This is a genomic window from uncultured Olegusella sp. (assembly GCF_947253395.1).
Classification (GTDB): Bacteria; Actinomycetota; Coriobacteriia; order Coriobacteriales; family Atopobiaceae; genus Olegusella.
Window position 1 is genome coordinate 1 of the sequence record NZ_CAMXYY010000015.1, and the last position, 25,643, is coordinate 25,643.

The 25,643-nt window shown below is 47.8% G+C and carries 31 protein-coding genes; 5 read left to right on the plus strand and 26 right to left on the minus strand.

Going from position 1 to position 25,643, the window contains the following annotated elements:
* Window positions 1–304: 304 nt before the first annotated feature.
* From Q0X25_RS02530 to Q0X25_RS02640, 24 genes are all read right to left on the minus strand, one after another.
* Window positions 305–1,186 (minus strand): N-acetylmuramoyl-L-alanine amidase, encoded by an 882-nt coding sequence (locus Q0X25_RS02530; protein WP_298578850.1) that lies wholly within the window; start codon window positions 1,184–1,186, stop codon window positions 305–307.
* A gap of 128 nt (window positions 1,187–1,314) precedes the next feature.
* Window positions 1,315–1,590 carry a phage holin gene (locus Q0X25_RS02535; protein ID WP_298578851.1) on the minus strand — a complete coding sequence of 92 codons (276 nt, stop codon included), beginning with the start codon at window positions 1,588–1,590 and terminating at the stop codon, window positions 1,315–1,317.
* 17 nt (window positions 1,591–1,607) lie between these two features.
* A complete protein-coding gene (locus Q0X25_RS02540) occupies window positions 1,608–1,904 on the minus strand; it encodes a hypothetical protein (RefSeq protein WP_298578853.1) in 297 nt (98 codons plus the stop codon).
* Window positions 1,905–1,986: 82 nt separating this feature from the next.
* On the minus strand, window positions 1,987–2,601 hold the full coding sequence (locus tag Q0X25_RS02545) for a carbohydrate-binding protein (protein WP_298578855.1): 615 nt from the start codon (window positions 2,599–2,601) through the stop codon (window positions 1,987–1,989).
* A gap of 8 nt (window positions 2,602–2,609) precedes the next feature.
* Window positions 2,610–4,067 (minus strand): InlB B-repeat-containing protein, encoded by a 1,458-nt coding sequence (locus Q0X25_RS02550; RefSeq protein ID WP_298578857.1) that lies wholly within the window; start codon window positions 4,065–4,067, stop codon window positions 2,610–2,612.
* Window positions 4,067–4,879, minus strand: coding sequence for a hypothetical protein (locus tag Q0X25_RS02555; protein WP_298578858.1), 813 nt, complete (start codon window positions 4,877–4,879; stop codon window positions 4,067–4,069). Before Q0X25_RS02555 ends, Q0X25_RS02550 begins: the two co-directional genes overlap by 1 nt.
* The gene (locus tag Q0X25_RS02560) at window positions 4,880–5,968 is read right to left on the minus strand and encodes a hypothetical protein (RefSeq protein ID WP_298578859.1); all 1,089 of its coding nucleotides are present in this window, start codon (window positions 5,966–5,968) and stop codon (window positions 4,880–4,882) included.
* Between the two features lie 3 nt (window positions 5,969–5,971).
* Window positions 5,972–8,251, minus strand: coding sequence for an RICIN domain-containing protein (locus tag Q0X25_RS02565; protein ID WP_298578860.1), 2,280 nt, complete (start codon window positions 8,249–8,251; stop codon window positions 5,972–5,974).
* Window positions 8,244–12,719, minus strand: coding sequence for a phage tail tape measure protein (locus Q0X25_RS02570; protein ID WP_298578861.1), 4,476 nt, complete (start codon window positions 12,717–12,719; stop codon window positions 8,244–8,246). The genes Q0X25_RS02565 and Q0X25_RS02570 overlap by 8 nt, the downstream gene beginning before the upstream one ends.
* 219 nt (window positions 12,720–12,938) lie before the next feature.
* Complete coding sequence (locus Q0X25_RS02575; RefSeq protein WP_298578862.1) at window positions 12,939–13,370, minus strand: hypothetical protein; 432 nt, start codon at window positions 13,368–13,370, stop codon at window positions 12,939–12,941.
* A gap of 138 nt (window positions 13,371–13,508) precedes the next feature.
* Complete coding sequence (locus Q0X25_RS02580) at window positions 13,509–14,105, minus strand: major tail protein (protein WP_298578863.1); 597 nt, start codon at window positions 14,103–14,105, stop codon at window positions 13,509–13,511.
* Between the two features lie 3 nt (window positions 14,106–14,108).
* Window positions 14,109–14,456, minus strand: coding sequence for a hypothetical protein (locus tag Q0X25_RS02585; protein WP_298578864.1), 348 nt, complete (start codon window positions 14,454–14,456; stop codon window positions 14,109–14,111).
* On the minus strand, window positions 14,453–14,854 hold the full coding sequence (locus tag Q0X25_RS02590) for a hypothetical protein (protein ID WP_298578865.1): 402 nt from the start codon (window positions 14,852–14,854) through the stop codon (window positions 14,453–14,455). Before Q0X25_RS02590 ends, Q0X25_RS02585 begins: the two co-directional genes overlap by 4 nt.
* Window positions 14,847–15,164 (minus strand): hypothetical protein, encoded by a 318-nt coding sequence (locus Q0X25_RS02595; RefSeq protein WP_298578866.1) that lies wholly within the window; start codon window positions 15,162–15,164, stop codon window positions 14,847–14,849. Before Q0X25_RS02595 ends, Q0X25_RS02590 begins: the two co-directional genes overlap by 8 nt.
* A complete protein-coding gene (locus Q0X25_RS02600) occupies window positions 15,157–15,456 on the minus strand; it encodes a head-tail connector protein (protein ID WP_298578867.1) in 300 nt (99 codons plus the stop codon). The genes Q0X25_RS02595 and Q0X25_RS02600 overlap by 8 nt, the downstream gene beginning before the upstream one ends.
* A gap of 17 nt (window positions 15,457–15,473) precedes the next feature.
* Window positions 15,474–15,683, minus strand: coding sequence for a hypothetical protein (locus Q0X25_RS02605; protein WP_298578868.1), 210 nt, complete (start codon window positions 15,681–15,683; stop codon window positions 15,474–15,476).
* Window positions 15,683–16,930 carry a phage major capsid protein gene (locus Q0X25_RS02610; RefSeq protein ID WP_298578869.1) on the minus strand — a complete coding sequence of 416 codons (1,248 nt, stop codon included), beginning with the start codon at window positions 16,928–16,930 and terminating at the stop codon, window positions 15,683–15,685. The genes Q0X25_RS02605 and Q0X25_RS02610 overlap by 1 nt, the downstream gene beginning before the upstream one ends.
* 9 nt (window positions 16,931–16,939) lie before the next feature.
* A complete protein-coding gene (locus tag Q0X25_RS02615) occupies window positions 16,940–17,539 on the minus strand; it encodes an HK97 family phage prohead protease (protein ID WP_298578870.1) in 600 nt (199 codons plus the stop codon).
* Window positions 17,539–18,813, minus strand: coding sequence for a phage portal protein (locus Q0X25_RS02620; RefSeq protein ID WP_298578871.1), 1,275 nt, complete (start codon window positions 18,811–18,813; stop codon window positions 17,539–17,541). Before Q0X25_RS02620 ends, Q0X25_RS02615 begins: the two co-directional genes overlap by 1 nt.
* A gap of 210 nt (window positions 18,814–19,023) precedes the next feature.
* Window positions 19,024–20,733, minus strand: coding sequence for a terminase large subunit (locus Q0X25_RS02625; protein WP_298578872.1), 1,710 nt, complete (start codon window positions 20,731–20,733; stop codon window positions 19,024–19,026).
* A gap of 6 nt (window positions 20,734–20,739) precedes the next feature.
* Window positions 20,740–21,054, minus strand: a complete 315-nt coding sequence (locus Q0X25_RS02630; protein WP_298578873.1) for a hypothetical protein — start codon at window positions 21,052–21,054, stop codon at window positions 20,740–20,742.
* Window positions 21,055–21,459, minus strand: coding sequence for an HNH endonuclease (locus Q0X25_RS08510; RefSeq protein WP_367270378.1), 405 nt, complete (start codon window positions 21,457–21,459; stop codon window positions 21,055–21,057).
* A 332-nt stretch (window positions 21,460–21,791) separates the two neighbouring features.
* Window positions 21,792–22,040: a hypothetical protein gene (locus Q0X25_RS02635; RefSeq protein ID WP_298578874.1), complete on the minus strand. Its 249-nt coding sequence runs from the start codon at window positions 22,038–22,040 to the stop codon at window positions 21,792–21,794.
* Window positions 22,027–22,239, minus strand: a complete 213-nt coding sequence (locus Q0X25_RS02640; RefSeq protein ID WP_298578875.1) for a hypothetical protein — start codon at window positions 22,237–22,239, stop codon at window positions 22,027–22,029. Before Q0X25_RS02640 ends, Q0X25_RS02635 begins: the two co-directional genes overlap by 14 nt.
* 602 nt (window positions 22,240–22,841) lie before the next feature.
* On the opposite strand from Q0X25_RS02640, the gene Q0X25_RS02645 reads away from it, so the two are divergent.
* From Q0X25_RS02645 to Q0X25_RS02665, 5 genes are all read left to right on the plus strand, one after another.
* On the plus strand, window positions 22,842–23,348 hold the full coding sequence (locus tag Q0X25_RS02645; protein WP_298578876.1) for a hypothetical protein: 507 nt from the start codon (window positions 22,842–22,844) through the stop codon (window positions 23,346–23,348).
* 126 nt (window positions 23,349–23,474) lie between these two features.
* Entirely contained in the window at window positions 23,475–23,714 is a 240-nt protein-coding gene (locus tag Q0X25_RS02650; RefSeq protein WP_298578877.1) for a hypothetical protein, read from the plus strand.
* Window positions 23,715–23,761: 47 nt separating this feature from the next.
* Window positions 23,762–24,247, plus strand: coding sequence for a hypothetical protein (locus tag Q0X25_RS02655; RefSeq protein ID WP_298578878.1), 486 nt, complete (start codon window positions 23,762–23,764; stop codon window positions 24,245–24,247).
* Between the two features lie 67 nt (window positions 24,248–24,314).
* Entirely contained in the window at window positions 24,315–24,581 is a 267-nt protein-coding gene (locus tag Q0X25_RS02660; RefSeq protein WP_298578879.1) for a hypothetical protein, read from the plus strand.
* Window positions 24,581–25,018: a DNA-binding transcriptional regulator gene (locus Q0X25_RS02665; protein WP_298578880.1), complete on the plus strand. Its 438-nt coding sequence runs from the start codon at window positions 24,581–24,583 to the stop codon at window positions 25,016–25,018. Before Q0X25_RS02660 ends, Q0X25_RS02665 begins: the two co-directional genes overlap by 1 nt.
* Window positions 25,019–25,105: 87 nt before the next feature.
* On the opposite strand, the gene Q0X25_RS02670 is transcribed toward Q0X25_RS02665, so the two are convergent.
* Window positions 25,106–25,402: a hypothetical protein gene (locus Q0X25_RS02670; RefSeq protein ID WP_298578881.1), complete on the minus strand. Its 297-nt coding sequence runs from the start codon at window positions 25,400–25,402 to the stop codon at window positions 25,106–25,108.
* The coding region (locus tag Q0X25_RS02675; RefSeq protein ID WP_298578882.1) for a hypothetical protein at window positions 25,403–25,643 on the minus strand (241 nt) is incomplete at its 5' end. It abuts the gene before it with no gap.

Below are 25,643 nucleotides of genomic sequence, written 5' to 3' on the forward strand. Positions count from 1 at the left end.
TACACCCATAAGGTTTCGTCGGCAGCGTCAGATGTGTATAAGAGACAGCTATCAGTGTTTCCGCTGGTAGGAGCCTTATTTTATGTAATTTGAATGTGTAGGAATTGTGTACAAGGCGCATAAATACGCATAGAATCGCACATGTTTAACACATGATTAGCACATGAAGACAGCATAAACATAGCAAATAAAAAATGCCCCACCCTCGCAATGGAGGGTAGGGCAACGTGGTACAAAATGGTACAAAATGGTACAAAATGGTACAAAATGGTACAACGTGACTCGTTACTGGTTTAAGGGTTTGTCAGAGCTTGTCAGAGCTATTCAGCCTGCGCTGTAAGGCCTTTGCGCTTTGTGGGCCAAAGTAGCCATCAGCATCAATACCGAGCCATCTTTGCACTGCACGCGAGGTTCCTTTGCCCCAGAAGCCATCTGCGCTTGCGCCTACCTTGCGCTGTAAAGCCTTGACGCAAAGTGAACCCTGCGCCCTGTATGACCACTCCCAGCTAGACGTAGAAGAAGGCACATACCGCTTATTTGGTGTGTATTGCGATGAAACAATACCGTCTACAGGCGTACCACAGTAGCGCTGTAAGGCCTTGATAGTAGCAGGGCCAAAGTAGCCGTCTATATCAAGCTTTGCAGCCTTGGCTTTAGGTGCTGGTTTGACATGGGGCTTAGCTGAGGGCTTTCCACCTGTAATGACCTTATGTAAAGCCGCCCACTTAGCGCCAGTAGGATCTTCCCCATTTGGCGCATAGGGATACGGACACGCCTTGCGCGATGCATCGTAGTGGCGCACAACACGCGATGCGGGAACCCCAAACTTACCCATAAGCTGCTGCACAAGTGCCGTGAGGTAGCCGATTTCAGTCTGTGTGTAAGGCCCGCCGTTATTGCAGACCTCGATGCCGATGGAGTTTTGGTTCGTGATTCCGTAGCGCCCACGTCCATCTCCCACGTGCCACGTGGCGGACTTTGTGGGGTCGGCGTATTCCCAGATACCCGCGTCATCAATAAAATAATGCGCCGACGCCGCGCGATATCCTCTTGAAAAGTAGATGCAGTTTGCTTTGGCCGAGCCTTCCCGGCTCGAGCCACTGCCCGTGTAATGCACAACGATATAGCGAATATCTCCTGTGCGTGGGACGATGTTTAGCGTCCCGTGATGTTTATTTATGTACACGTCTGTCTCCTAGCTTGCGATATAGACAATGAGCGCGATGCCGACAATGAGAAATGCCACTAAAAAGAGCAGCACAGCAGTCCCCACTGCCGCTATCTCATCGCGCTCATCTTGGTGATACGGCCCCATTACTCCTCATCGCCTAGGTGCCGAGGCTTAGGTGCGTCATAGGTCATCGCTAAGTAAGAATCGCTCACGCCTGCTGTGGTGGGGTCGGTGACTACGCCCAGAATGGTAAGCACTGCGAAAAGTGCATTGACAATAGCAATGAGCTGGCTATTTATCCCCTCAATTTCAAATTTGTAGCCAAAAGGTGCTGCCACTACCTGCGCAAGCAAAAGCAGCGCGGGAATGAGCGCTAGCCAAAAGTTGATGTTCTTAATGCGTACAGTCCAGTTAATCATCGTGATCTCCATCTCTTTTATGTGGGTAATCCAATCCTTGTAAGTGCCGCTGCAAGTATTGCTGCAACAAGCAGCGCAATAACTTGCTTTACCAAGTCCTCCCAGCGCTGTGCTGGTTTGTCGTGTACCGCGTCTAATTTGCCGTCAATCTTGCTCACGGTTGAATCAATGCGTCCCAGCGTGGTGGTGATAGTTGCTTCACTAATGCGCAATGAGTCGATTTCTTCCCCGTGCTTGGCAATTCGTCTCTCATGCCCATTCAGACGCGATTCAACCACCGTGAGCCGCGATTCGAGGTTGTCAACATCTGCCATACATCACCTCCTGCGCAATATAAATAAGCCGCCCTTTCGAGCGGCTTTGTTGATACTTTTTGGCGATTTATATAAATAAGGACTACTTCAGCTCGTCCCAACCAAGAGATCCAGGCTCCCAGCGATTGTCGCTATAGGTGCTAATCCAGTTTTTGCCGTTGTGCGTGACCTTATCGCCTTTTTTGTATCCGTCTCCTGTAGGTCGTACCCACTCAGGGTAGGCTTGCACCTCAGTCACGATAGCGAAAAGCGTACTTGCATGAGTAGGCTCCCAGCCAACTTTTGAGCTGTGGTCTTTCGTCACCTTGTAAAGCGTGCCTTGATAGCTCAGGCGCTCCCCCATCTTGTACTCCGCGCCTTCTGTCCATACGGGGAAAAGCGCCACGGCTCCAAGTGCCACTTTGTCAGGGATATCTGCAAGCTTAATTGCCTTTGTAATTGCAGCCCTTAGAGCTTTCAGCTGCGCTTCTGGTGCAAGCTCAGCGATTGCCTGCTCCTGCTTGTGAGCGTCTAGCAGCTCTTGCAAGTGCTCCGTGATATAGGCGGTTGTGGCATGCTCGCCTGTGACAGTAAAAGCGTAAACGTCTTGCTTTTCCGTGCCGTCATCGCGCTTTATTGTTTCAAGCAGACAAAGCTCTACGGTGGTTAGTGCTTCCCCTGCAACACCATTCATTACCCAGTTTGTAATCTCTATCATTGCGTCTCCTACTTGTAACCAATGACACATGTAATACCTATAGCGTCATATCTGTGTACAACAACGTTTGTCGAGCCATTTACAAGCGATATCTCGCCTGTAGCAAAGTCTCCCCTGCGCTGCACTGTGTTAATTGTGGTTCCGCTTGCCATATAGACTTTCGTCTTTACAATTCCTCTCCATGCAGGGTTCGTTTCAGACTGTGGCGCTACGATTGAGGACTGGCAAATAAAAGTTTTACCGTTCGGGTTGCGCACTTTGACCATGCCGCCCGCGTCTCCATCGTTGGTCGAAAAATACACCTCAATACAACGATAGTTTGCAAGACTGTCTGATAGCGTTACGGGCCCACCAAGCCTCGGTGTTTGACTTTCGTACAAGACAACTCCGCAATTAAAAAGCTGCGTAATTACACCTTGCCCATTGTCATAAGACACATTGCTGCCGTCTTTTAGCAGTACGGGAAAGCCAGCGCTGTAAAGTCCGCTTGTGACTCCATCAGGAACATGAGCGCCAAAAGACGCCGCATGACCCCCGCGCAAAAATTCCAGTGGTACGAAACTTTGTGAGATAAAGCCTATTTGCGATACGCCTTGCGTTCTGTCGCTAAAGCTAACTAGCAGGTCGTATGATTCAGCGACACTAAAGTCAGCAAGTATCGCCGACCAATCGCCAGAAACGTCTGTGACCTCTTCGGATAGCACCTGCGCATATGCGCCTGTGTTGTGCTTGCGCTTTTGTACTGTGATAACGCCGCCGCTTACACCAGCCTGCTTTACCTCGTAATGGCAAGAAATTTTAGCGTGCGTGCCCTCATCGTCTGGTATTCCGCTCTCATCACATCGCTGCGCGGATACGTCTGTGAGCGCGGGTCTTACCCAAGCCAGTTTCCAATTTGCTGTAAGTGTGACGTCTGCATCAGGGTCGTACCTGTCCCCTGGTCTGTAGTGCCTACCTCCTCCTGTCCAGTCCACAAACTCATAGAGTGGTCGGGTGGGTGTGCTTTTGTGAATGTAAAGCTGGTATCCATACCATTTCGTGAGATTAGGAAAATTTCCGCTGCCGCCATTAAGGTTAAATTTAACCGTGTGCCTAGCAAGGCTCGGGATAGTGACGGTGACACTACCAGAAGATGTGCCGTTGCAATACCCAGAGCTGTTTTTGACGCTATAACGGATGGTGGTACTAAAGTCGCCTTGTTTGCGTGCTATCTTGACTGTCTTATCAATCAGGCGTCTTGATTGTGACGATAGGTGGTCAGTGTGAAAACCGCCATTATAGCCGCCATTACCGCCAGCGCTGCTAAAACTTGCAGATATGCCGCTACTAATGCTAAAGCCCCATGAGATTGAGCACATGTAGACGCGTACGCGCACGTTTGCGTTTCTGTTGTCTGCATCAAGACTTACATCAACGGTGCAGCTGCTGCGCCAATGTTGGCTTTGATTGCCATATGTTGTTGGCATTACTCATCACCTGCGTATTTCAGGACTAGATTGCCGCCTGTCGTGGTTGTAAAAACCCACGGCCCAATGCTTACAAGCTCAGACGCAAGTTTAGGCGCTTCAAAAGAGTCGCCAGACGCACTCGCAAGCTTTACATCGCCGTTGTAAAAGCCCAACTCGCGGTTCGTAATGCGCGTCTTAAATTCGCTCGTGCTTTCACCCAGCTCAGCGCCCTCTTCGTCAAAACGAAACCAATTCTTGCGCGTTGTAATCTCGTCATTAAGCTGCGTTGCAAGCTCATCTTGCCCTTCAATCCGTGACGCGGTTTCTGCATCGAGCTGTGCGCCCAAGTTTGCAAGAGCATCATCTGTGGTCATGCGCGTTTCGGCTTCAAGGGTAATGGCATCCTCAGCATCTACAATGCGCGTCTCAACGCTGATAATACGCGGTTTAATCTCGTCTACATCCTGCTTTGCAGCAGCCGCTGTGGTTTGCGCTGTGGTTGCTTTTTCGTCTGCTGCAACAACTTCGGTATGCGTCCTATCGCCACCGCCTACTACACCTGTGACCGTACAAGTCATGCCACGACCTCTAGCGCCTGTCATCGTGACGCTCACAATGTCTCCTGCGCGAACTTCACACGTGCACTCAGCTTCGACCTCTTGCACATCATCTTCGGTGATTGACTCGCCGCCAAGGTCAATCATCACCAAGCCATCAGCTGAATCGCTCACGGCTTCGGCAATAGTGGTCACGTCTCCCACGGTAGGTGTTGCGGTTTCTTGCCTATCATGCTTGCCAAAAATGCTTGCAGAAGCTTCTATTCCGTCCACCTACACCAACTCCAAAGTAAGCTGTTTTATCCAGCTATCACACCGTGCTTCTACAGTCTTTACTAGCCACTTCGACTTTTGCCCCGCGCGGTTGTAAAACTCAATCATGTTCCCTGCGACAATAGGTGCCCACATAATCTCAAGAGTAAGTTCAATTCCGCGTGCTGCATCTTCTCCGCTGTATCCACGCGCTTTGTTGGTTGCCTGTGCCGTTGTCTCAGGTTTAAGGTCTGATTCTTCGTGTACGTTTGTACGGGTAAAGCCACGTTTAGCAGAGCTTGCTGCATGAGTAGCGGGAAGCGTGTATGAACCAAAAATGTATTGCTCAGACTTGCCGCTCGTCTTTGTGTGCTGAACTACCGTGCGGTTGTAGGCTTCACCAGTTGAATCTTCGTAGACGTTATCCGTTGTAAGGATAATCGAGCGCTTGTCTCTTTCGTCAAGTATCCAGTCTGCCGACCGTGAGCGCGGGACTATGTATTTAGAAAACGTCAAGCGCCCATGCCCGTCCACATCCATCCTCGCGCCTGCCACCTTGCAAGCGTCAAATAGAAAGCCGCTAAATGCGGCCTCAGATGGTAGGAAAGCAACTGTTTTGCCGTAGGCGCGATCACGATATGAAGGTAAAAATACCGCTTGCTTTTGGCAAACTTTACACGCGCGTTGTATTGCTTTTTTAGCGCTCGTACCTTTGCCTACCGTCCACCTGCTGCCCAGCCTATCCTCAGATATCGCCCAGATAGCAGACTGTAGGGTAAACGTTGTAATATCTCCCGACCTATCGTATGAGCGGTGAGATACGCAAAATGTACCCAGCTCTTCTCGCCGTGGTTTTTTATAGTTCGTATCGTGTGCGGGAATAACATCAAGTGTAAGGCGTATCCACCACACACTACAGTTGCCTTTAACTGAAAGCTCAGCAGACACGCGCGTGTCACTGCGATAGCCATACGTTAAGGCGCAAGTATCAGGCATAACGCCATCAATCTCACGCCTTACCTTATTTATGTTATGCGGGTCAATCTCATACGCCCTCAGCTCAAACGTGGTAGCAGAATCACGCCAGATATCAGCTATTTTTTGTGCCATCTGCTACCTCGTTTCTTGATACTGTGTTACCTCAACTTGCGTATAGAGTCGATACTGTGCGGGTTCTTTCAAGCCTGTAATAGCAACAGTTGCGACTTCTCCGCGCCACGTACGAAACACTGCGTGCCCAGCCTTAACCAAGGCGCGTAAGGCTTCGATAGAGACGTGCTCAGGTTTGTCATGAATTAGTACGCCGCTTACGGATAAATCACGCTCAAAAGTACCCAGCTGCCTGTATGCGGGAAACATTCTGCCTGTGGTCTTGTAGTCTTGAATATCGCTTGTAATCGTATCTTCCATAGAAGCAGGACTTCCCAGCCCTAAATCTAGCGCTGCGTGTCCGCCGTCCCAATCCCACACATAAGCATGAGAGCTAATCGCGGGTAGCTCCACATGAGCCACACCCCAGCTACCATCAGACGAAAGCACACTCACAAGCGCTGTGCTCGTCTTACCCAAAGGTACAAAGGCATCCAGCGTGCGCTTAGTAGGCGTTGTTGCTGTGGTGGTCATCTTAATAGTGTTGTCTGCGTGCACTACCGCGCTAACTTTGTCTTGCTTTGAGATAGTAGGCACCTCAAGTGCAAGTGTTGCATGGTCAGTTTCAGCCACGCTTACATTAAGATCGCGTCGTACCCCTGTATTAGTAACGATTAAGCCGACTGCGCCTTCTGTTGTGAGTCCGTCTGCATCAATCGCTAAATGCACATCCAGCCGCGCACCTGCCTTTGGAGCATCGGCAAGCTTTAGCCAAGGAACAAGCACGGTGCCGCTAGAGCCGTCTTTACCTGTCTCAGATACAGACTCAAGCAGTATCGACTTGCCGCCTAAAACAATATCGCTCACACGCACTGTAGCGCCGCCATGACGGTAGCTGCCCTCGTATGTGACTAGTAGTCCATCTTTTGTCGCTGCCACGGAAACTGGCGCTATAGTCGGCTGTAAGGTCATACGGATAGTGCCGCTCGTACCACTTGCGCTGTGTACATTAAAGCCTTCAACGCCGTCCATGTTTGCCACAAAGTAGCGCACCTCTAGTTGTAGCTCAAGCGCGTCTGTGGCGTCCGCTGTAAGGTGTGGCAAGTCGAGTGCTGTGCTTAATACTTTGGTCGTGCTTGCGTCAGTAAAACTAGCGCTAGGCACGCCAGCCACACCCCAGCCGCTATTCGCGCTACTACCATCACTCGCATGTCTCCACGCTCCCCAATCTGACCAATTACTATTCGCTTCGCGCGTCCTTATGCGATAACGCGCCTTAAAGTCTTTGCCTTCACACTCAAACGTGGGGTAGGCATCGCCAACAACACACGTGCCTTCTTGATATTTATCCTCGCCAACTACCACACCCACTGCCGCGGGTGTTGGTAGCACGCTTGCGTTAATCGCTTCTGATGGCATCAGGATAAATTCTTGAGCAGCGCTGTTATTCTGTGGCCATAGTTGCACCCTGCTGCCGTTGGAGGTCTTGCCACCGTAAATATCCAGACACATGGTTGCGCCCTGTGCTGCAACGTTTCTTACCTCATAGGTGGTTGCCCTCACGCCATTAACCTCAGCGATACCACGTGGTACTAGCACCCAGAGATTAGGTCTGCCAGCCTTGTTGGTGTCGTTTGCGTACTGCCGCGCAATGCCACCTTTTGCAACTTTATCAACTTCGAGATAGCGTCCAGAGTGACAGAACTTAAGGCGACAATTACCACCGTCTGTGTCTGTGACTAAAAGCTTTTGAGCGTTGGTATCATTGCGCAAGTAGGTCTGCACCTTAGCGCCTGCGCTTACAGAGCCGCCTGTAAGGTCAAGCGCAAAGTTAGAGTTAACCTTGCTCAAAAGCTCATAAACTCCTGCTGGTGCTGCACTTTTTGCTTCAAGCTTCCAAATTTGTTTTGTATCTCCCATCACATACGATGAAAGAAAAACATTGCCCTTACCTACGTTTTCAGCTGTGAGCGCAAGAGTAGGCGCGGCAAGTGGATGAACCACTATGCCGCCTTCTACCTCTTCAATTTGCCACTGTTGATTAGCGCCGCCGTGCCAATCCCACTGTGAAACGTTGGTGCCAGAAACAAACTTGCCGCGTTCAACATCCAGCGCCTTGCCTGTTGCAGGAAAGCTCAGTTCTTCGTGGTCGTCCACGGTTGCAATGTGCACAATCTGACTATCGCGCCCATGTTTTGTCCACACCTGTACGTTTTTGCCGTGAGCATCACTTGCTCCTGCAACATCAAGCGCAAAGCCATTGTTAGCGCCCAGCATAAAGACGTAATTACCATCATTAACCAAGGTACATCGCCGCCCTTCTGCTAGCTCCCACCATCAACGAACCAACAACGTTGCCATTCAGTACAACCTGTGCGCCATTAAGTGAATCTGCAATTTGAGCGCCAATGAGAGATGAATCAAGCCCAGTCGTATCAGAGCTAGAACGCATATCGTTCATCTTTGCGATAAATTCTTCAGCAACGCTTCCAGCAAATGGCGAAACATATCGCTTGTTGGTAAGCGGGATAATTGCTTCTGCGCCCGCTTCACCAGCAATATCCTTATGCCCAATCCAAGTAGGTCGGTCAACAATCATGCCGTCTGCGTGATAGCGGATGCCACCAGTAGCCATTTCGATGTGTGGTACGAGCTTACCAGATAGATTCTTCGCAACTCCCGTTGCTGTAATCTTAATGTTCTTGTCGTGCAAGTTATCAATCTTTGCTTGTACCGCTCGAATCTTATCAAGCGCTGTTCCAGTGAGCGCGGATATCTTGAACTGTTTGTCTTTTACGTTCTTTTTATTGACCTTTTCAATATCCTTTGCTGCCATCTTAGCTGTACCATCATCATCAATGTAAAACTTCTTGCCATCAATGCTCATGTTGTTTAAGTCGATAATCTCGCCTGTTGCTAACGATATGGTGCCGTCATCGTTTACGGTTATGTTTTTGGGGTCAATCCCTAGCGCATCTAAAGCCTTGAGCCTGCTTGCCATCTCATCAGTGTTGCCATCAACGCTATTAGCAAGCTTTTTGAAGTTGTCTACACCTATACTTTTGAGGGTTTCAGTGCTAACGCCCGCCTTTTCCATACTTGCAGCAAAGTCATCAATTCCAATTCCAGCTTTATCCAAAGCGTTGACAATCCCGTCAATTCCTTTAATTTCTTCGGCAAGCTTTTGTGCATTGTTCTGGTGGTTTATATCGTTCATTTCTTGCTTCGCAATATCCACCGCTTTGGCATACTCTTTATAGTTCTCTGTTGCTTCCTTTAGCTCTTTATCTTCGTCACTGCCCTGTAAGCTAGCCTTTGCAACCTCAGTAGCCTTTTTTTCATCATATGTGGCGTAGGTGCCATCCATATATTTCTTTTTTGTTTCATCAACCTTTTTATCATAGTTTTCTTGTGCTAATTGTTTGTCCTGCTCGCCTTTTACTTTCTGCTTAAGTGATTCGCTATACACATCCTCATAAGCTTTAAGCTCAATCTCACGTTGCTTAGATTCAATGAGTTTATCTATCTCTTCACGGTAGCTATGAGCCTTGCCCTCAGCGTCCTCATAGGTGCCATTCAAAATATCTTGCACCTTGTAGTTTTCGCCAAGAATACCGTTTAGCGTATCTACCGCCCACTGCAACTCGCCAGCCTTATCAGCTGCAACTTTGCCTTTTCCTGCCCACTCATCAATGATTGTTTTCGCTTGACCAAGAACGCGGTTTTGTTCTTCTGCTGGCTTCGTTATCTGCTTAATCTTCTCTTCAAAGTCGCCTAAGTCTTTGGTTAGCTCTTCGACTGTTGGCGCGTTACGTGCCGCCGCATTGCCTATGTCGTCTATAGCGCGGGAACCAGCTTTAAGGTTGTCGTGCATACCGTCAATGGTGCTATCGAGGGAATCCATAGCATTGTTGTATGCGTCCTGTTTTGCTTTTGCTTCGATAACCTTAGCTGCCAAAAAAGCAACGCCTGCAATAGCAAGTCCCACTAGTCCAGCCTTAAGCCCACCAACAATGCTACCTGCAGATTCAGCTGCGTTTTCAAATCCTCCTGTAGCTTCCATAGCACTTGTAAGCGCACCTGTAAGAGTGCCAGAGTTAGTAGATAACTCACGCATTGTGCGCGCCGCAACCATTGTGCCGCGACTTAAGCTCATAGTGCCCTGACCCACGCCGCCAATAACATTGATTGCTGGCGCTGCAGACGCTGCAAGCCCAGCAAAACCAACAATGCCTGTTTGAATGGCAGGATCCATGTTGCTAAATACGCTAAGAGCGTCTCCTGCAACATCAACCATGTTGTTTAGCATAGGTGTAACAGCATCGCCCAATACCGCTCCTGCTGCCATTGCAATGTTTTGTAGCTTTGCCAACGCACCAGAAAAGCCTTCTGCTTTTTGTTCCGCTTCTCGCGCTGCGTCCCCTGCGTCTCCCCACTGGTCAGACTTGTTATTCCACGCATCGCTACTCATGGTAAGAGCGTTATCAAGCGTGCCAAACGTCTGTACAAGTCCTTCTAGTGCCTGCTTTTGTCGTACAGACGTAATGCCAAGGTCGCCTAGTGTTTTATCTACAGAGCCGCCGTCATCTTTTATCTGCTTTAAGCCGCCGACAAACAGCTTAAGCGCGTCGGACGGACTACTTTTCCACTTTGACGCAAACTCTTCGGCGCTCACACCAGATACCTTTGCAAATGCTTCTAGTTTTTCGCTAGAGCTGCCAAGCTCCTTCGTAAGGTTTTCAAGTACGCTTTGCGGGTCGCTTGACCACGCATCAACAAACTCATCTGCCGTCATCCCAGCAAGCGCTGCAAACTCTTCTAGCTCAGCCCCGCCCACTGCAACAGCTTCGCTAATAGCCTGCTCAGATAAGTCAAACGCGCCGCTCGCACCTGCAACAGCGCCTTCAATCTGACTCATAGTTCTGCTAATTGCAGTGCCTGCTGACTCGGTTCCTTGACCAGTCGATGCAATAGCGCCTGCCCACGCCAAAATTTCAGGCGTTGTCATGCCCACGATAGAACCCATCGAACCAATACGGTTGGTGACCTCAAGAATGCTAGATTCCTGCGTTGGTAGGTTGTTGCCAAGTCTTACCAGAGCGTCTGCAAACTGGTCTAGATTGTCGTGATTCAAATCATCAAGAATGTTAGATAGCTGTCCCATTGACTTAGCAATTTCTTGTGAATCAATGTTGGTTGCTATATCGAGGTTTGACGCGACCTCAGCAAATTTCTTCAATTTGTCGGCGGATACACCCAGTTGACCTCCCATAGCTTCAATCTCAAGAATCTGCGAAGGACTCGTAACGTGGGTTGTAGAAAACTCCATTGCAGACTTCTTTAAGTCTTGAAACTGTTCGGGTGTCCCCTGTACCGTCTTTTTCATGTCACGAAAAGCAGAGTCAACCTCACGCGCCGCTTCTTGAGCGTTACGCGCAAGGTTCACAATAGGACTGGTTACATTCGCTTTGAGTGTCGCGCCAAGCTGCCTTAGCTTGCCAAAATCCTCAAAATGAATTTTTCCTACTTGCTTAATTGCCTTGCTAAGTCGGCTAGACTCTTGCGTTGCTTCTTGCGTTTCATTTGTAAGTTGCTGCAGCTCATTACATGCTTTAGCAGTGTCAAACTTTCTGTAGGCTTCCTTCGCCTCCACTCCAAGAGACGCAACCTTTGTGCGCGTTTCCTCAATCTCCGCTTGCATCTTTGCAGCGCCTTGAGTGTCGCCCAAGAGCTTGAGTTGCTTTTGTCTTTCAACAAGTGCTGCAAGCTCGCCTTCGGCGCTCTTTAGTTCGCCTTGCGCTTTGCTGTATGCATTGCGCGTTTGCTCTATCTCTAGCGCCCAGTTCTTTTGTGCGTTAGCAGCTTCATGAATCATGCTTGTTGGATATGATGCCATCTTTGCTTTTAAGGCATCTGCTTTTTGCGCTGCCGCGTCCTGCTGGTCTTTAAGGTTTTTAATCTTTTCAGCGACTAGCCCCACGTTAGACGGGTCAAACTTGATAGCTTCATCAATCATCTTTCCACGCTGTTGCAGAGTTTTTAGCGCGTTGTCGCATGAGAGTATCTTTGTATCTAAGTCAGCAAAGCTCTTGTTTTGTTTTGCAACTGACGATTGTGAATCAAGCGCTATTAGTTGTGCTGCAAAGCCCTTAATGTTCGACTTAACGGACTCAATATCAGCGCCCATGCGCTCAAACTTCACAAGCTTCTTAGAACCTTGCAGAGCCGCGTCCGCTTCATGCCACGCATCGCGCAACTGAAGTACTTTTTGCGCTTGCTCAGCAGTAATCTTTCCAACGAGCGATAGGCGCTCAACCTCAGCGTTTGTTGAATCGCGCAAGTCGATACCAGAACTCTTTTTAATGCTGCGATAAATATTATCTAGAGCAGCATCGACCTCGTTATAAGCACTTCTTGCTTGCTCAGCAGTAAGCGCTACGTTCTGTGTTTTTTTAGCAAGCTCAGCCACGGTGCCCGTCATGCGCTCGCCTGTTTTCGGGTCAAAAATAGCAACGTGCTGTTTGCCCAAATCACTAATTGATGCTTGCAGTTTCTTGAGCTTAGAGCCTGCAGTTTCAGCCTGCTGGTTGATGAACTTAATGCTTCTTGCCATAGCAGCAGAACTAGACGGGTCAACTTTAAGCGCACGGCTCATCATTCTAAGCTTGCTTTGCGTTTCTGTAGCTGCGCGGGAAACGGTAGTAAGCGCCCTGCTTAAAGAACTTGCATCGCCGCCTAGCTTGATAGTTAAGCCTTTATAAGCATCAGCCATTGTTGCTCCTAAAATGCGTCAATATCTTCTTGTGTTGCGTCTCTAACGCTTAAGGTTGTATTCGCACCTTGTGGTGTAGTTGCTCGCTGTGCTCTATCAAAATTCGCCCTCAGCAGGTTGTTAACAAAACTGAATGACAAAGCTCTAAATTCAGCGATACTCACGCCCAAGTCTAGGCAAGATACAAGCATGTCTGTATAAGGGTGTTCGTGTTTCTCGTTACTCGTTGGAGCTGGTTGTTCTGCTGTCAGCGGCAGCGTCTCGAAACAAACCTGCATTCATCTCATCAATGACAAACGCCGCGATCTCATCTAGGTTAACTTTCCCAACAGAACACACCCATTCAAGGTAGCTCTTAACACGTTCGTTAGGTGCTAAGTCTCCTGCAGCAAATGCAACATCTGAATATGTTTTGAGCATTGCCCAGAGCGCTTTCATGTTTTGATGCCAGTTTGTATTTGTGTAATCTATCTTTGCTAGAGTTCCGTCAGCGTCATAAACGACACGGGTTTTCTTAGCATCAATTACGCCAAACACGTCTTTAATCATATCGGCGTGAAACTCTTGCTCATAAACAACTAGCGTCCATGCTGTGCAGAGCGTATGACGGGTACCTGTGCCGTCATAATCAATACTTGAATAGTTCGCCATGAATAAGCCTTTCTGCGCAATGAGCACTACCCGCCGTCTCTTCGTTACTAATAGAAGGGCCGTCGGGCAATGTTCACTACAAAAAAAGCCCCGCTGCAATAAACAGCAGGGCATTAGGTTGTAGCCGCTAAAACTCAATTAGGCGATAGTCTCGCCAATCGTGTAAACCTTCTTGAACCAGTTGTCAAACACTGCAGCCTTGTCAATAGTGCTCAAGCAGGAAGCCTTAACAACGTTTTCTTTCTTGCCAGCGATCTCAATATCTTTGCCAACGGCCGCACCAGAGATAGTGTCGTTGTCGGGGTTGACTGTATCGGTCTTGGTGTTGCCCTCCTCAGAAGGACGTGTGAACTTGACCTTATAAAGAAGTCCAGCTTTGTCCATCTTAGAGCCTTCAAACAACCAGAGAAACGCGATATAAGGTGGTTTTGCATCCGTAGGCTCATAGACAACGCCGTTAGCGTCTTTCTTGTATCCCAGCAAATCAACCTTCATATCATCGGTGAGATATGCGCCCTCAAAAGAAACGTTGTAGCCGCCGTTGGTATCAAACGTCTCATAAGGCATATCATCGTAATATGCCGTGTTGGAGCTACCAACGGGTGAAAGCGTTAGCTTTGCTGCACCAGGAATAGGCTTTGGAGTGCCGTAGGTGCCCGCAGTCTCATCGAGAATGGCGTAGTGTACAGACTTAACACCAAAACGCACACCTGCTAGTTTATTAGTATCGGGCATGTTTTATCCCCTTTCAGGAATGACTGTAAATTCATAAGTTGTTACTACTGCTTGTTCAGACGGAACGCGCCTAACGTATTGTGAATACGCGCCAAATTTAGCGTTAACCGCTGCGCCTAAAGAGTCTCTAAGCTTCTTGTTCGGTTCTGCTTCCCAGAGTTCAATGGCGTATTCAGTAAACGCTTCCCAACGTTTCCCATCCGCATACTGCACTGTTTCCCCAGTTTCGTAATAAACCGCATATGGCAAGCTAGGAACCTTAAAAGCGCCGTCCTGTTCTGCCCACCAATACGCCGTATTCTTTACGCCCAGAGAATTTAGCATTGCGTGAATACGCGCTTTATCACTCATAAGCCTTCAATCGCCTTGTCTATGCCTTCTCCAACGTCCTTAAAAGCTTGCTTAAACGCTGTTTCTGCAGCATTAGCAATATGCACACGTCCAGAAACAAATCCGCCACCAATGGTCTGGTGACCTTTTTCTAGCAAGTGTGGAAGTCCTGGCAACTCTTTAGAACCAACCTCAGCTCTGGTATCACCAATAGAGCCTTTTTCAACATGCGTATGAATGCTTTGGGAATACCGACCTGTACCCCATCCAGCAGAAGCCTTCACCCATTCTTTTCGCGCTTGTCGCGCCGCTTTAGGGATAGCCACATCAAGAGCACGTCTTGATTCTCGGTCGAGCTTCTCAACCATGCTACTTAGCGCCGCTGCAAAATCATCAACGCCGCATGTTTTATTACTCATTGTTGTTGCTCGCTTTCACGCCTAGCGTGAGTGTTACAAACTCGCCTGTATCAGACGTGCCTTCTATATCCATCTCAACGCCGCTCAGAATTGCTTCTGCTTCTCCGTGATAGTCACAAGAGCGCATACGAATACGTGCGTCTGCCCTAATTCCAGCAGCTCGCGCACTTGCCCATGCACTGCCACCAATGCTTAGGCGATTACAAATAACGTCTCGTGGCGATTGTTTGCCATCGTGCCAAATGCCCTCATCGTCTTGATAGCGCTGTGGAGACGATAGCAACGTAATGACACTGTTCCATCTAGCCATGATACGACTCCACATTTTGCGAACCGTTTAGCAGCGAACATACGATTGAGTCATATGAGCGTTGGAATCGTTCTGCTTCATCGTTGTCATAACCAAAATTAGCTTTTGCATATAACACAATGGCTTGACGAACGATAGCTGGCATCTCGCCGTTTTCTCCTGCTATGAACTTATCTGATACGCCCTTGTTGCTCATATCGAACAACGCTGCGTCTATAAGTGTCTGCACCTCAGAGTCAAATAGTACAGAAGAAACTCTCAGAGCTGACCTCACATCATCTATCAAAGCCATTGTGTTACTGCCCTTCTTTATGCCTGCTTAGCGCGTGTGCGCTTTGCTGCAGGGTTCAGTGGTTCTTTTACTACGGGTACAACAAGTGCGCCATATCCAGCGCTGTTAATCTCGTCTACCCGCGTGCTCGTAGCGTCGAACTCGTCCCCCGCATCACGGGTAATGTTCTCCTGCAGGTCGTTAAACCTTGAGAGCGCCATTACCCTAATTTTTTTAGCGGCAGGCATTAGGCGCTAATGTCCTTAGAAACAAGCATCATGCCGTACGGGTCGAGCACCTTACCGTCAGCAATGAGAATATGGCGGGTCTTAAACAAGTTGTGGTCGAGATCCTCCCAATTATCAGCACGCATTTGCAGGTTGGAGTTAAACAGGTAGTCGGTGAGCTTTGCGTAAATCATAAAGACTGCATCAGCCTCAGCGCTGTCATATGAGGGAAGGATAGCGTCAGGAACGGTAAGAACAGTCTTGCCCATGAAACGGTAGGTCTCTTCACCGTTAATGCCATAGTTGATACGACCAACAGGTTGACCGTTAGTATCTACCATGCCCTCAATGTTTGCATCAAAGGTAGCTTGATTCATGATAAAGATACCGTCACGGTAAGGACGCTTAATTGCAGCCTTAATCTTATGGAATCCAGCAAAGCTTAGGTCTTTAGCCTTCATCTTCTGCTTGTTGGTAATACGCGGGTCTTTGGTAATACCTAAGAACTTACCTGCGCCATCACCGTTAACAATAGCTGCGTCAAGCGCATCTGCCATTGCATTAGCAGCAGCATCAACAAAGCGCTGGTTAAACGCACTCAGGGTTACTGCGTTTTGCAGAAGAGTGCGCGCGGTACGAACCTCAAGTCCGTGATACTTGAAGGAAACTTTGTCGGTCTGTGTGGCATTCTGCGTCTCGGATACCTGCGTTTCGCCAATCCAATGAGCCTCGGGCTTGAAGTCCACAACGGGAAAATCAATACCACCCGGCACGTTTGTTTTGGATACACGAGGATAAAGAATGCCGTGTTCCTTCATCTCTTCGATAATGCGATTAGAGACGGTAGTAGGAACCATAATTCCAGAGTCGGCTACAGTAGTTGCCTTGTCTTGGCGTGTCTGATACTGCGCGAACTCATGAGGAATCTCAACGCCTCGGGTAATATAAGCTGCAAATGCACGCTCGTATTCAGGACTTGCCATAGCATCTTCTGTGTGGTCAGTCTCAACAATCGTGTGCTTTTCCTTGACTGCGCCAACACCACTAGCAACGCGACTAGCCTTAGCGTTACGCAACTCAACAACAGCATGTCGGCGCTCATCCTCAGAACGGATAATCTCTACCTCAGCGTCAATCGCTCGCATTTGCTCATCAGTTGCATCTTCGGGCAACTCCTCAGCAAGTCCCAAAACAAGCTCTCGACGGGTGCCATAGGCATCTGTGTTGAGCGAACGATACTCACGCTCGTTCATAACATCAAAATTCATGCTTACTCCTTACCTAATGTTTAGTGCTTTTGCCTTGAGCGCCAAACGCGCTCGCTTTTGTTTGCGCAACAACGACTCCCGTTGTACTTCCTCAATCACTCCGTCAAGGTAAGAACGCGCATGTATCTCAGTGTTTTGGTTAGCAGGAATGCTAACTATCGACACATCGAACACTTTAGAAACTTTTGTAATAGTGCTTGTTTTTGTTGCTTCGTTCCACTCAAAGCCATCTTCTGCAATCGAGAATCCCCAGCTCATGCGGGTAATAAGCCCGTTTTTAATTGCTTCGTAGTTATCGCGTCCTGCTTGACAACCGCCAATATCTGCTTTGACGTGGAGTCCGTGAGAATCGCGCGCAAGCTCAAGTGTGCCGTTGCTTAGCCGCGCAAGTGGTGAGCCTTCGTGGTTGAGCTGCATAATAACATCGCTCATATCAGCACCATCTAAGGCGCTAGAAAGAATGCACTCCTTAGCTCCATACATGCCAAAATCATAAGGAACGTCAAATGTCGTTGCGTAGCCTTCGATAATGTAGCCTGTATCGCCAACAGCGGATAAACCATCAATGAAAGAGCGGTACTCGCGACTGCCATCTAGTTTGTGTGGCATTACTCATCACCTTTATCATCTAATCCATAAGCGTCAACGTCTTGATAAATTGCGTCATCGCCGCCAGGGTCTCTATCTGGTCTTTCTTCTGGTTTAGCCTGTGGCAAAGAGTGTGTGTCACCACCAGAAGCAAACAGCACGTTGCCTTCTAGGTCTACGCGGTAGTACTCGCCGCGAACCATGAATGCATCTCCACTAGGAATGGGCGGTAGATTCAAAATCTCGCGACCTTCGTTAATAGTCATGGTGCCGTTTTGCGTCATATCGCGAACCATGTTTCGCTTTGATGCTGCACTCATGAACTGCAGTCGGTTTGAAACAAAGAACACGCGATTAGTTTTCATCTCACGTTGTGAGAAAAACATCTTGTTTAAGCCATCTGATAACTGAATTGCAAACGGCTCTACTTTGCCCTCGTAGTAAGCGTCCCACTCTTCCTCAGAAAATGAGTTCTGAATGATCTTTCGGCTACTGTTAAAGTAGTCAAATGCGTGAGTGTCTATGCGCTCCATCTCATCATCTGATATTACATACGGCTTATGAACAACGGGGTCTACTTTCTCAAACGTGCCGTCATACGCCATAAGCCCCGTGTTGTTCATCGCCGATAAGTTGGCAGCAGCAAAACGTTCACGTTTGCTATCAATATCAGAATCTTTAACCATGCCTGTTAGCTTGCCAATATAGAGAATCTTCGAGCCTATGCGGATAGCGTTTTCTTCTGCATCACGCTGTGCTTTCAGTAATCTGATGGTAGGCGCTATAACGTTTGCGCTTCCAAAATAATCACTTTCATACTGATACTTAGATAGCAAGCAAACGTTTCTTGACTCAATCGCTAACACGTCTCCGCTTGTAAGATGAAACCTTGCCCACATCTCGCCGTCATAATCAACAAGCTCACACGTATCAAACTTGACGGGGTAAATACCAGTCTTACGCCCAAACGTATCTAGCACAGGAACAATAGCAACGTTGCAATCTACCTCATAGATAGTTGCCACGCGGTACAGAAACTTGCTCCACGTCATGTAAGGGTTAGGGTAGGTTTCAAACGCTCGGGCAATAGCAGAATTAGACGTGCCCTCAAAATGTGGTTCCAGCTTAGAACATGCTGTGGCAAATGAATGGATGCAGGTACGCGTTAGTTCCTGCTCGTAAACTCCGCCGTCCCACGTTGAAAACACGGGTGAATATTCTGTAAGAGTCTTAAAGTATGATTGTGTTTCGGGGTTTTTCCTTTTGCGCCCAAATAGCGAATCTAATAGCCCCATTTACTCACCCCCGCAAGCATGGTTATCTACAAAGCGCGTCTGAACAAAAATAAAACCCCGCCTGTTGACGGGGTTTTACTCATGATTAGTTGTGATAATTGAATTTGTGGCGCGTTGCTCGCTTCGCGCGATGCTTGCCACGCTATCAACTTACAATAAATAGCGTTGCGTGTCTGCCTTACGCTGCATTAAAAATTTAGTATTTGAAAACTAACTAATTGCCTGCCTATATTCATCGTACATATTGAGCAATACAACATAGGCGTCTAGCTCAGCCATAAAACCATCGATACGGTTTTTAGCGCTGTTATTCTTTTTGTCTGGTTGAATGTTTTTGTTAACATCCTCTTTAACCATAACGTTCATACGACACCAACGGTTTATCGGGTGTGCGTTATCAATGATACGTTTGTCTTTATAGTCTGCCTTAATGCGCTTCATAGGCTCAGAAAGCGTTGGTGCTCCTTGGCGAACAGCCTTTACGCGCGACTCACCAACAAGCAATTTAAGATTTTTTACCGTGTTGTCATCCATATGCCACGGGTCATAGCCGACTGCATAGGTGTATACATCATGCTCGTCTCTTAGCTCTTCTATCCACTCCTGCAATACAGACTTAGGAACATTATTTCCAGACACTACCCTAAGCAGCCCTTGTGCCTCCCATAACCTATAAGGAACATCATCTGTATTGCGTGTAGCACCACGCTCCTCAGCATCTTGCAGTTTAGACTCGGGGATCCAATACATAGACTTCTCGTATATGTGGTCATCACCTGCACGCATGAATAGTGCCTGTGCCGCTGTAAGGTCGATAGAATCAGCTGCATCAAAACCAACAATGCAGTAATCAAAATGCATTGAATCAAAGTCGAACTTCTCATCGCTGCCACACTCTTCCCATGCAAGCCACGCGGAACTTTCGTTTTGAGGAATATTAAAGTCTTTTGTTAGTACGGTAGGCAAAAACTCTAGGTCTTGTTTTGCTTTGACAACATATCCGCGTAGCGTTTCTAGCTTTTTTACTGTACCTAAACCAGGGTTAGCCTTAATCCACACACCCTCATCAGTCCAGTTATCCTCAGCTCTATCAAGCTGCCAAACAATAGGTAAGAATCTATCGTCTTTGTTGCCGTCACTATCGAGCCATTCTTTAGCGTAGCGAAACTGTGCGTCCCCAATAGAGTTGCGCACAAAGCCATCTGTGGTTATCTCAAGCAACATAGGCTGTGAGCGTGAAGAAGAAGCTTGCTTAACAAGGTCATACACACCTCGATCACGCCATGCCGCTATCTCATCAGCAATGGCAAAGTGTGTGTTCAAACCATCAAGAGTGGCGCTGTTTGATGCAAGCGTAGAGATGAATCCCCTGTTTTTGTCGCATATAATGCCGTCCTCTTTGCGGTCTGCAACAACGCCCTTGCGTTCCCTGCGCCGTAAAAGCTTTGATTGCGCCATCATGTTTAGTGACGCGCCATAGCAAAGAGAAGCCTGCGTTTTAGTTGACGCTACAGAATATATCTGTGGTGCGTACTCATTGTCTCCAAGCAGCATGTAATGAGATAGCCCAGCCGCAAGAGAAGTTTTGCCATTCTTTCGAGCTATCTTTACGAGCGTCTCCTGTATTTGCCTGCAGTCATCAGAATCCACAAAGCCAAACATAAGCCCAATGATGAATTGTTCGTATAGCTCAGTTTCAAACTTAACGCCAATTTTTCCAGACGGAATGTAGCAAGCTGTGCGCAAGAAGTCTACAACGCGATTAGCACACGCTCTAGAGTAGTGCCACTCTTTATATCCGTGCTTAATACGCGGGTACATAATGTTGCAAAGTTTGACAACCTCAGCAGACGTATAAATACGCCCGTCAAGAACACGTTCAATATATTCTTCTGCACCAGTTTTATTCTCATTAGGCATGTCGCATTACTCAGATAGAAGCTTGTCTAGTTCATCGTCTGGTTCTGGTGCTCGGTCAGAAGCTTGCTTGAGCATTGCAAGAGCTGCCTTCTTTTGAGACATAAACTTATGCAAGTTGCCAATGCGCGGGTTCTGCACCTTGCTATGCAAGCCATCAATTATTGTTCCTTCATTCATAATCGCGCTACGCTCAGAATCAAGCAGCTCACACACGCCGCAATAGTCAATGAGCACATCACGAACTATAGGGTCTGTAGTGTCGTAATTCTTTGCGAACTCCTTATAGCGCTTTGTATTGCTAATGTTGCCTAGCCTTAGCATCTATACCACGTCTCCTTTTTTATGTGGAATACCATTCTCATCAAACCAGACTCGCGTTTTTGTATGTGCGGGAGAGCCTTTGTACGTGCCTATGTGTTTGTGCCGTTCGATATGACAATCTCGGCAAAGCCCTACTAGGTTATCCAGCGATATAGTAATGTTGGGGTCAGTGATATTTTTAGGTGTGAGTGGTTGTATGTGGTGAACTTCTGCAATAGGTACTAGCTCACCATTAGCCAAACAGTCGGCACATAGTCCGTGTTGGCGCTCAATAACTGCAGCTCGTGCTACGTCCCAAGCCTTACTCCTGTAGAATCTTTTTGCGAACCTGCGTGACAATGCCACCACCTGTAAATGTTGAAAACTCTGTAAAAGTGGTTTGTATGATGTTGAAAAGTCTAACACAGAGTGTGCAAAAAATCAGTTTTTAAGTTAATCATGCGTAAAAACAAGGCTAGAGCCCCACCGGTCCCCTGCCTATTTTATTGAAAACTTACCCTATGGGGGGCTTTACATGCACTTATATGATATGAGTTTTCAACATTAATACATAAAGATTGAAACTAACATAAAGTATACTTACGCGCGTATGTGCGCGTAGCGTCACGTGCGACACTGCACGTGCTAGGACTCACACACTCCACGCGCTGCCGACACGCCTGATGCAGGCGCACAAAAAAGCACCAGCCTGCAGTAAGCAGACTGGCGCGTGTTCGTCTCTAATATGAGGGCTCTGCTTACTGGCGCTTGCCCTTATCGTCTTGCTTCGGCTCCAACTCTATCCGCTCGCTCCCGTCCTCACGCTCTAGGACTAGACGCCAGCCGCAGGCGTGAGCGATGAGCGCAAGCGTATCGACACGCGGGACGCGCTCGCGCGTAAGAATGGAGTCGACAAACTTAATGCCTCGGCTCATGCGCCTGCTTACTTCCGCGTGCGACACGCCAGTACCATCGACGATGTGCCTAACTGCCTTAACTGTCTCCATCTGAAACTCTCTCGCTGCGCTGACCAGAATCCGTGATGTCGACGCTTGACCCGTCCTCTAGCTCAATGCACACGCGGGCGCCCACAACGCGCGCAACGGCTGCCAGCGTGTCGGCGGAGGGCGGTGATCCCTGATTGAGGGTCGAGCTGATGAAGGTGGGTGCTTTGCCCATCTGTGCGGAAATGGCACGTCCACTCAAGTGTGACCGCTCCACCATCACACGCAGCGCATCAATTCCCTGCATGAGCGCTCCTCCCTATCTGGCTTAGTGATGACTTAATTGTACCACTAATCAATCACCATTGTGTACATAATGTGAATACGACAAATTGTGATTGATTGTCTTGAGCATAGGCGGCATATTGTGATTGTGCAGCGCAAGAAGCCGCAACGAACCTTGAAAACCGAAGAGCACGGAAAGAACAGTCTGATGAAGGGAGGTGATGCCATTGCACAGCACAGTGAGGGCTGTGCTTGAAGGGCTTATGTCTGCCGTCTTATATGACGCAATAAAAGCTCTGATAGCACAGATAAGGAAGAACCTCAAATGCTCGAGCTACCAACCGCGGCATTTGAGGTAATCCAAAAAGAGCGGGACTTGTAATAAGGGTTCCGCTCACCCTTACACAAATAATACCACGAGGGAGGAAAGTTGGAAACATTCATTACGTGTTTGGTGGCCGTTATTACAACGGCTCTCATAGAGTACGTTCGTAAACGTTTAAGCAGGTAAACAAAAAATATCCCGCCAGTAGCCGCTAGCGGGATAAAAACAAAACCCCTTAGAGAAAGGTTTTAACCATGCTAGCAGAAACAGCAAGCAAAAACAGTGTCGAGGTCTTTCTAAACACGTGGAAGAACTACAACGAAGGCGGGCTCGGCTTCGGCTGGATGGCGCCAGAAGAAGCTCTTGACTTCATGGAGAGCCACCCAGATTTCAAAGGCGGAGAATACTTCATCGCCGATATTGACAACTTCAGCACCAGCATTCCAAGCCTCGAACTCTGCAATACAGCAGACACCTGCAAGGCTCTAGCAGAGTTTGGAGAGCTTGACGAGTCTGAAAAACTGCACGCTGCAGCGCTTGCAGAGTGTGAAGGCTGCACGCTCCAAGAAGCTATAGATAGCCTAGATGACCACGTCTTTTATGACGACGTTAATGAATTTTACGAATGCATGGATGAGCTGCTCACGGAAGAATTGCCAGACGCCTTGCATCACTTCACCTACTACATCGACTGGGATAAGTGGCATGAAGCCTGCCTGATGGATTATTTCACCGCTAAAAATGGCGTGGTCTACTGCTAGGTTGATTTTAATTGTGCAGACTTTGTGTTGCATATAAATGGCTTGCGTGTTGTCCCCATTAGTGACAATATGCAAGCCAACAAGAGAGCGTCATAAGGACGCTCCAATACCGAAAGGGAGAGAATCATGAGCAAGTACATTTACACTGATGGCGGCAATTTTGCAGATATTGCTCTTTATGACGGTGAGCGCCTGATGCAGATTCACACTTCCAACCCATGGAACCGCATTTACTGCGTTTGGGAAAAAGACGAGACTGAAGAAGAGTTTTTAGACGAGGTCAATTCCGCGCTTTACAAAAAATATGGCAAGCACCATCCGCGCGTTAAAGAACTTGAGGATGTAAGTTTTCTTACAATCGACTAGCAGGCAATTTTCAATTTTCAAAAACATTTTCAGTGGAAGGAAGCATCATGAGTATTGACACAGATTTTGACATGGCTGATTATTTCGGTAATCGCGGGATGAGCATGAGCGGCTATGATGTGGCTGAAATTGAAAGAGCCATTAATAACGATATGGCAGAATATCTCAGTTCTTGGAAAGAAGTAAACCCAGAACCAGATGAGGGCGATTATTCGCACTCAGAAGCTGATTATGACCGCTTTGATCGCGACCATGACGCATGGGAGAGCGATGCAGCAGAAGAAATGGCGAACTACTTTGAGGCTCGCATGCAAGATACGTGGCCTGTAGTTTTTGAAAGCAACTATGACCCGGTTGAGTTCTTGGCTAAAGAACTCGTGGTTGACGAGGAAGATTTAATTGATGCTGTTAGCAAGAAACTGTTGGAGCCAGAAGATTTAGATAGCATTGTAGAGCGCTGCGACGAAATAATTGATTACGATAACCGCGAATTAACTATTGATGATGTTCGCGCCGTCATCGCAAAGTTCTAAGCATCTTGGCGCGGCCTAATCGCTGCGCCTTATTTTTGAAAGAAGCAATGAATGGGAGGAGTGTTTCATGAGTCTGCACGAGGAGCTTTCTAAGATTACGACTTGCGCCATCGAGACGGATGGCGGATGGGAGCTGTGGGAAAACGGTGTCATGATTGGTGGCGCCGACGCTGCCCGCAATTGGGCGTGGCGCGTGAGTCCTGGTAGGCTTGCGGTATTACACGACCCGAGCGGCCGTGCTGTGGCATTTGACCGCGCTGAAACTGTGGGTGCGCTCTGGCCTGATGCTGTCGAGTCACTTACTGGACAGCGCATGGATTGGCCGGTGGTATAGTGCGCACCAAACAAGAGTTTAGATCCACGCGTGAAACAGTTGGAATGACTCAAGCATTTCTTGCGCGTGAACTCGGCGTTGAAGTAAGAAGTGTAAAGCGTTGGGAGTCACCTGAAGCACCACAATTCCCACCACAAGACGCGTGGGATATATTAGATAGCGCTCTAGAGCTGCAGCGTCAGGTGATTTCATTTTCGCTCGGCAAGGTTGACGAGATTGCACAACAACAAGGGAACTACCCTGCATCAGTAAAATTGCCATACTGGTCAAACCAAAAAGAGTACGAATGCTACCACTGCGTTGGTGATGAAGGTGATTTTCGTGCTGCAAACGCAAACCTGCGCCTACTAGCTTTTGCCTTATATGAGCGTGATATTAAGGTGGAGTGGGTTGCAGGAAAAAACTTGCCTACTGTACAAGTGCTAGGTAGCGACTGATTTTCATTAAGGGGATAGTATTTTGCTATCCCCTTTTTTGTTTTTGAAAGAGTTAATCAAGCATTCTGTTCGTTACTAATATAAGGGTCACTCATTTTGTTCTGGTTCTGATTTTGCCTTTTCGCTTTTGATTTTGTCCGCGTTAGTTTTGATTTCAAACCCAGCCCACAAAAGAATTAAGCGTGCTACTTCTGCAGACTCCGCCAAATTCAAGCCATGATTTTCTAGCACGTCTGCTATTTCAATAACGGCTGTTTTGATTTTCTCATTGTCGATAATTTCGCGTGCGTTTAATTTAAGCGCTACTCCATCAACAATTTCTTCTGTGGTGTAGTGCGCCTTCTCATTTTGATTTTGATTTTCATCCACTTGATTTTCATCCATTTAATCAATCCTCACTAGTTGTGGTTCATCTGATTTTCCTAGCGTGATTTTGTAGTGCAAGTCTGCCCAGCCAAACGCTGCCTGTGCTTTTCTACATGCTCTATCACGTGTTTTGTAGCCCATTTCAAGCGCTGTTATTTCCCACGTCTTATTTTCAATCCAGTGCTTTTGTATCACCTGCTCACACTCATATGATTGTCTCTTAGCGATTTCATCAAGTAAGTCCCACGCACAATCAATG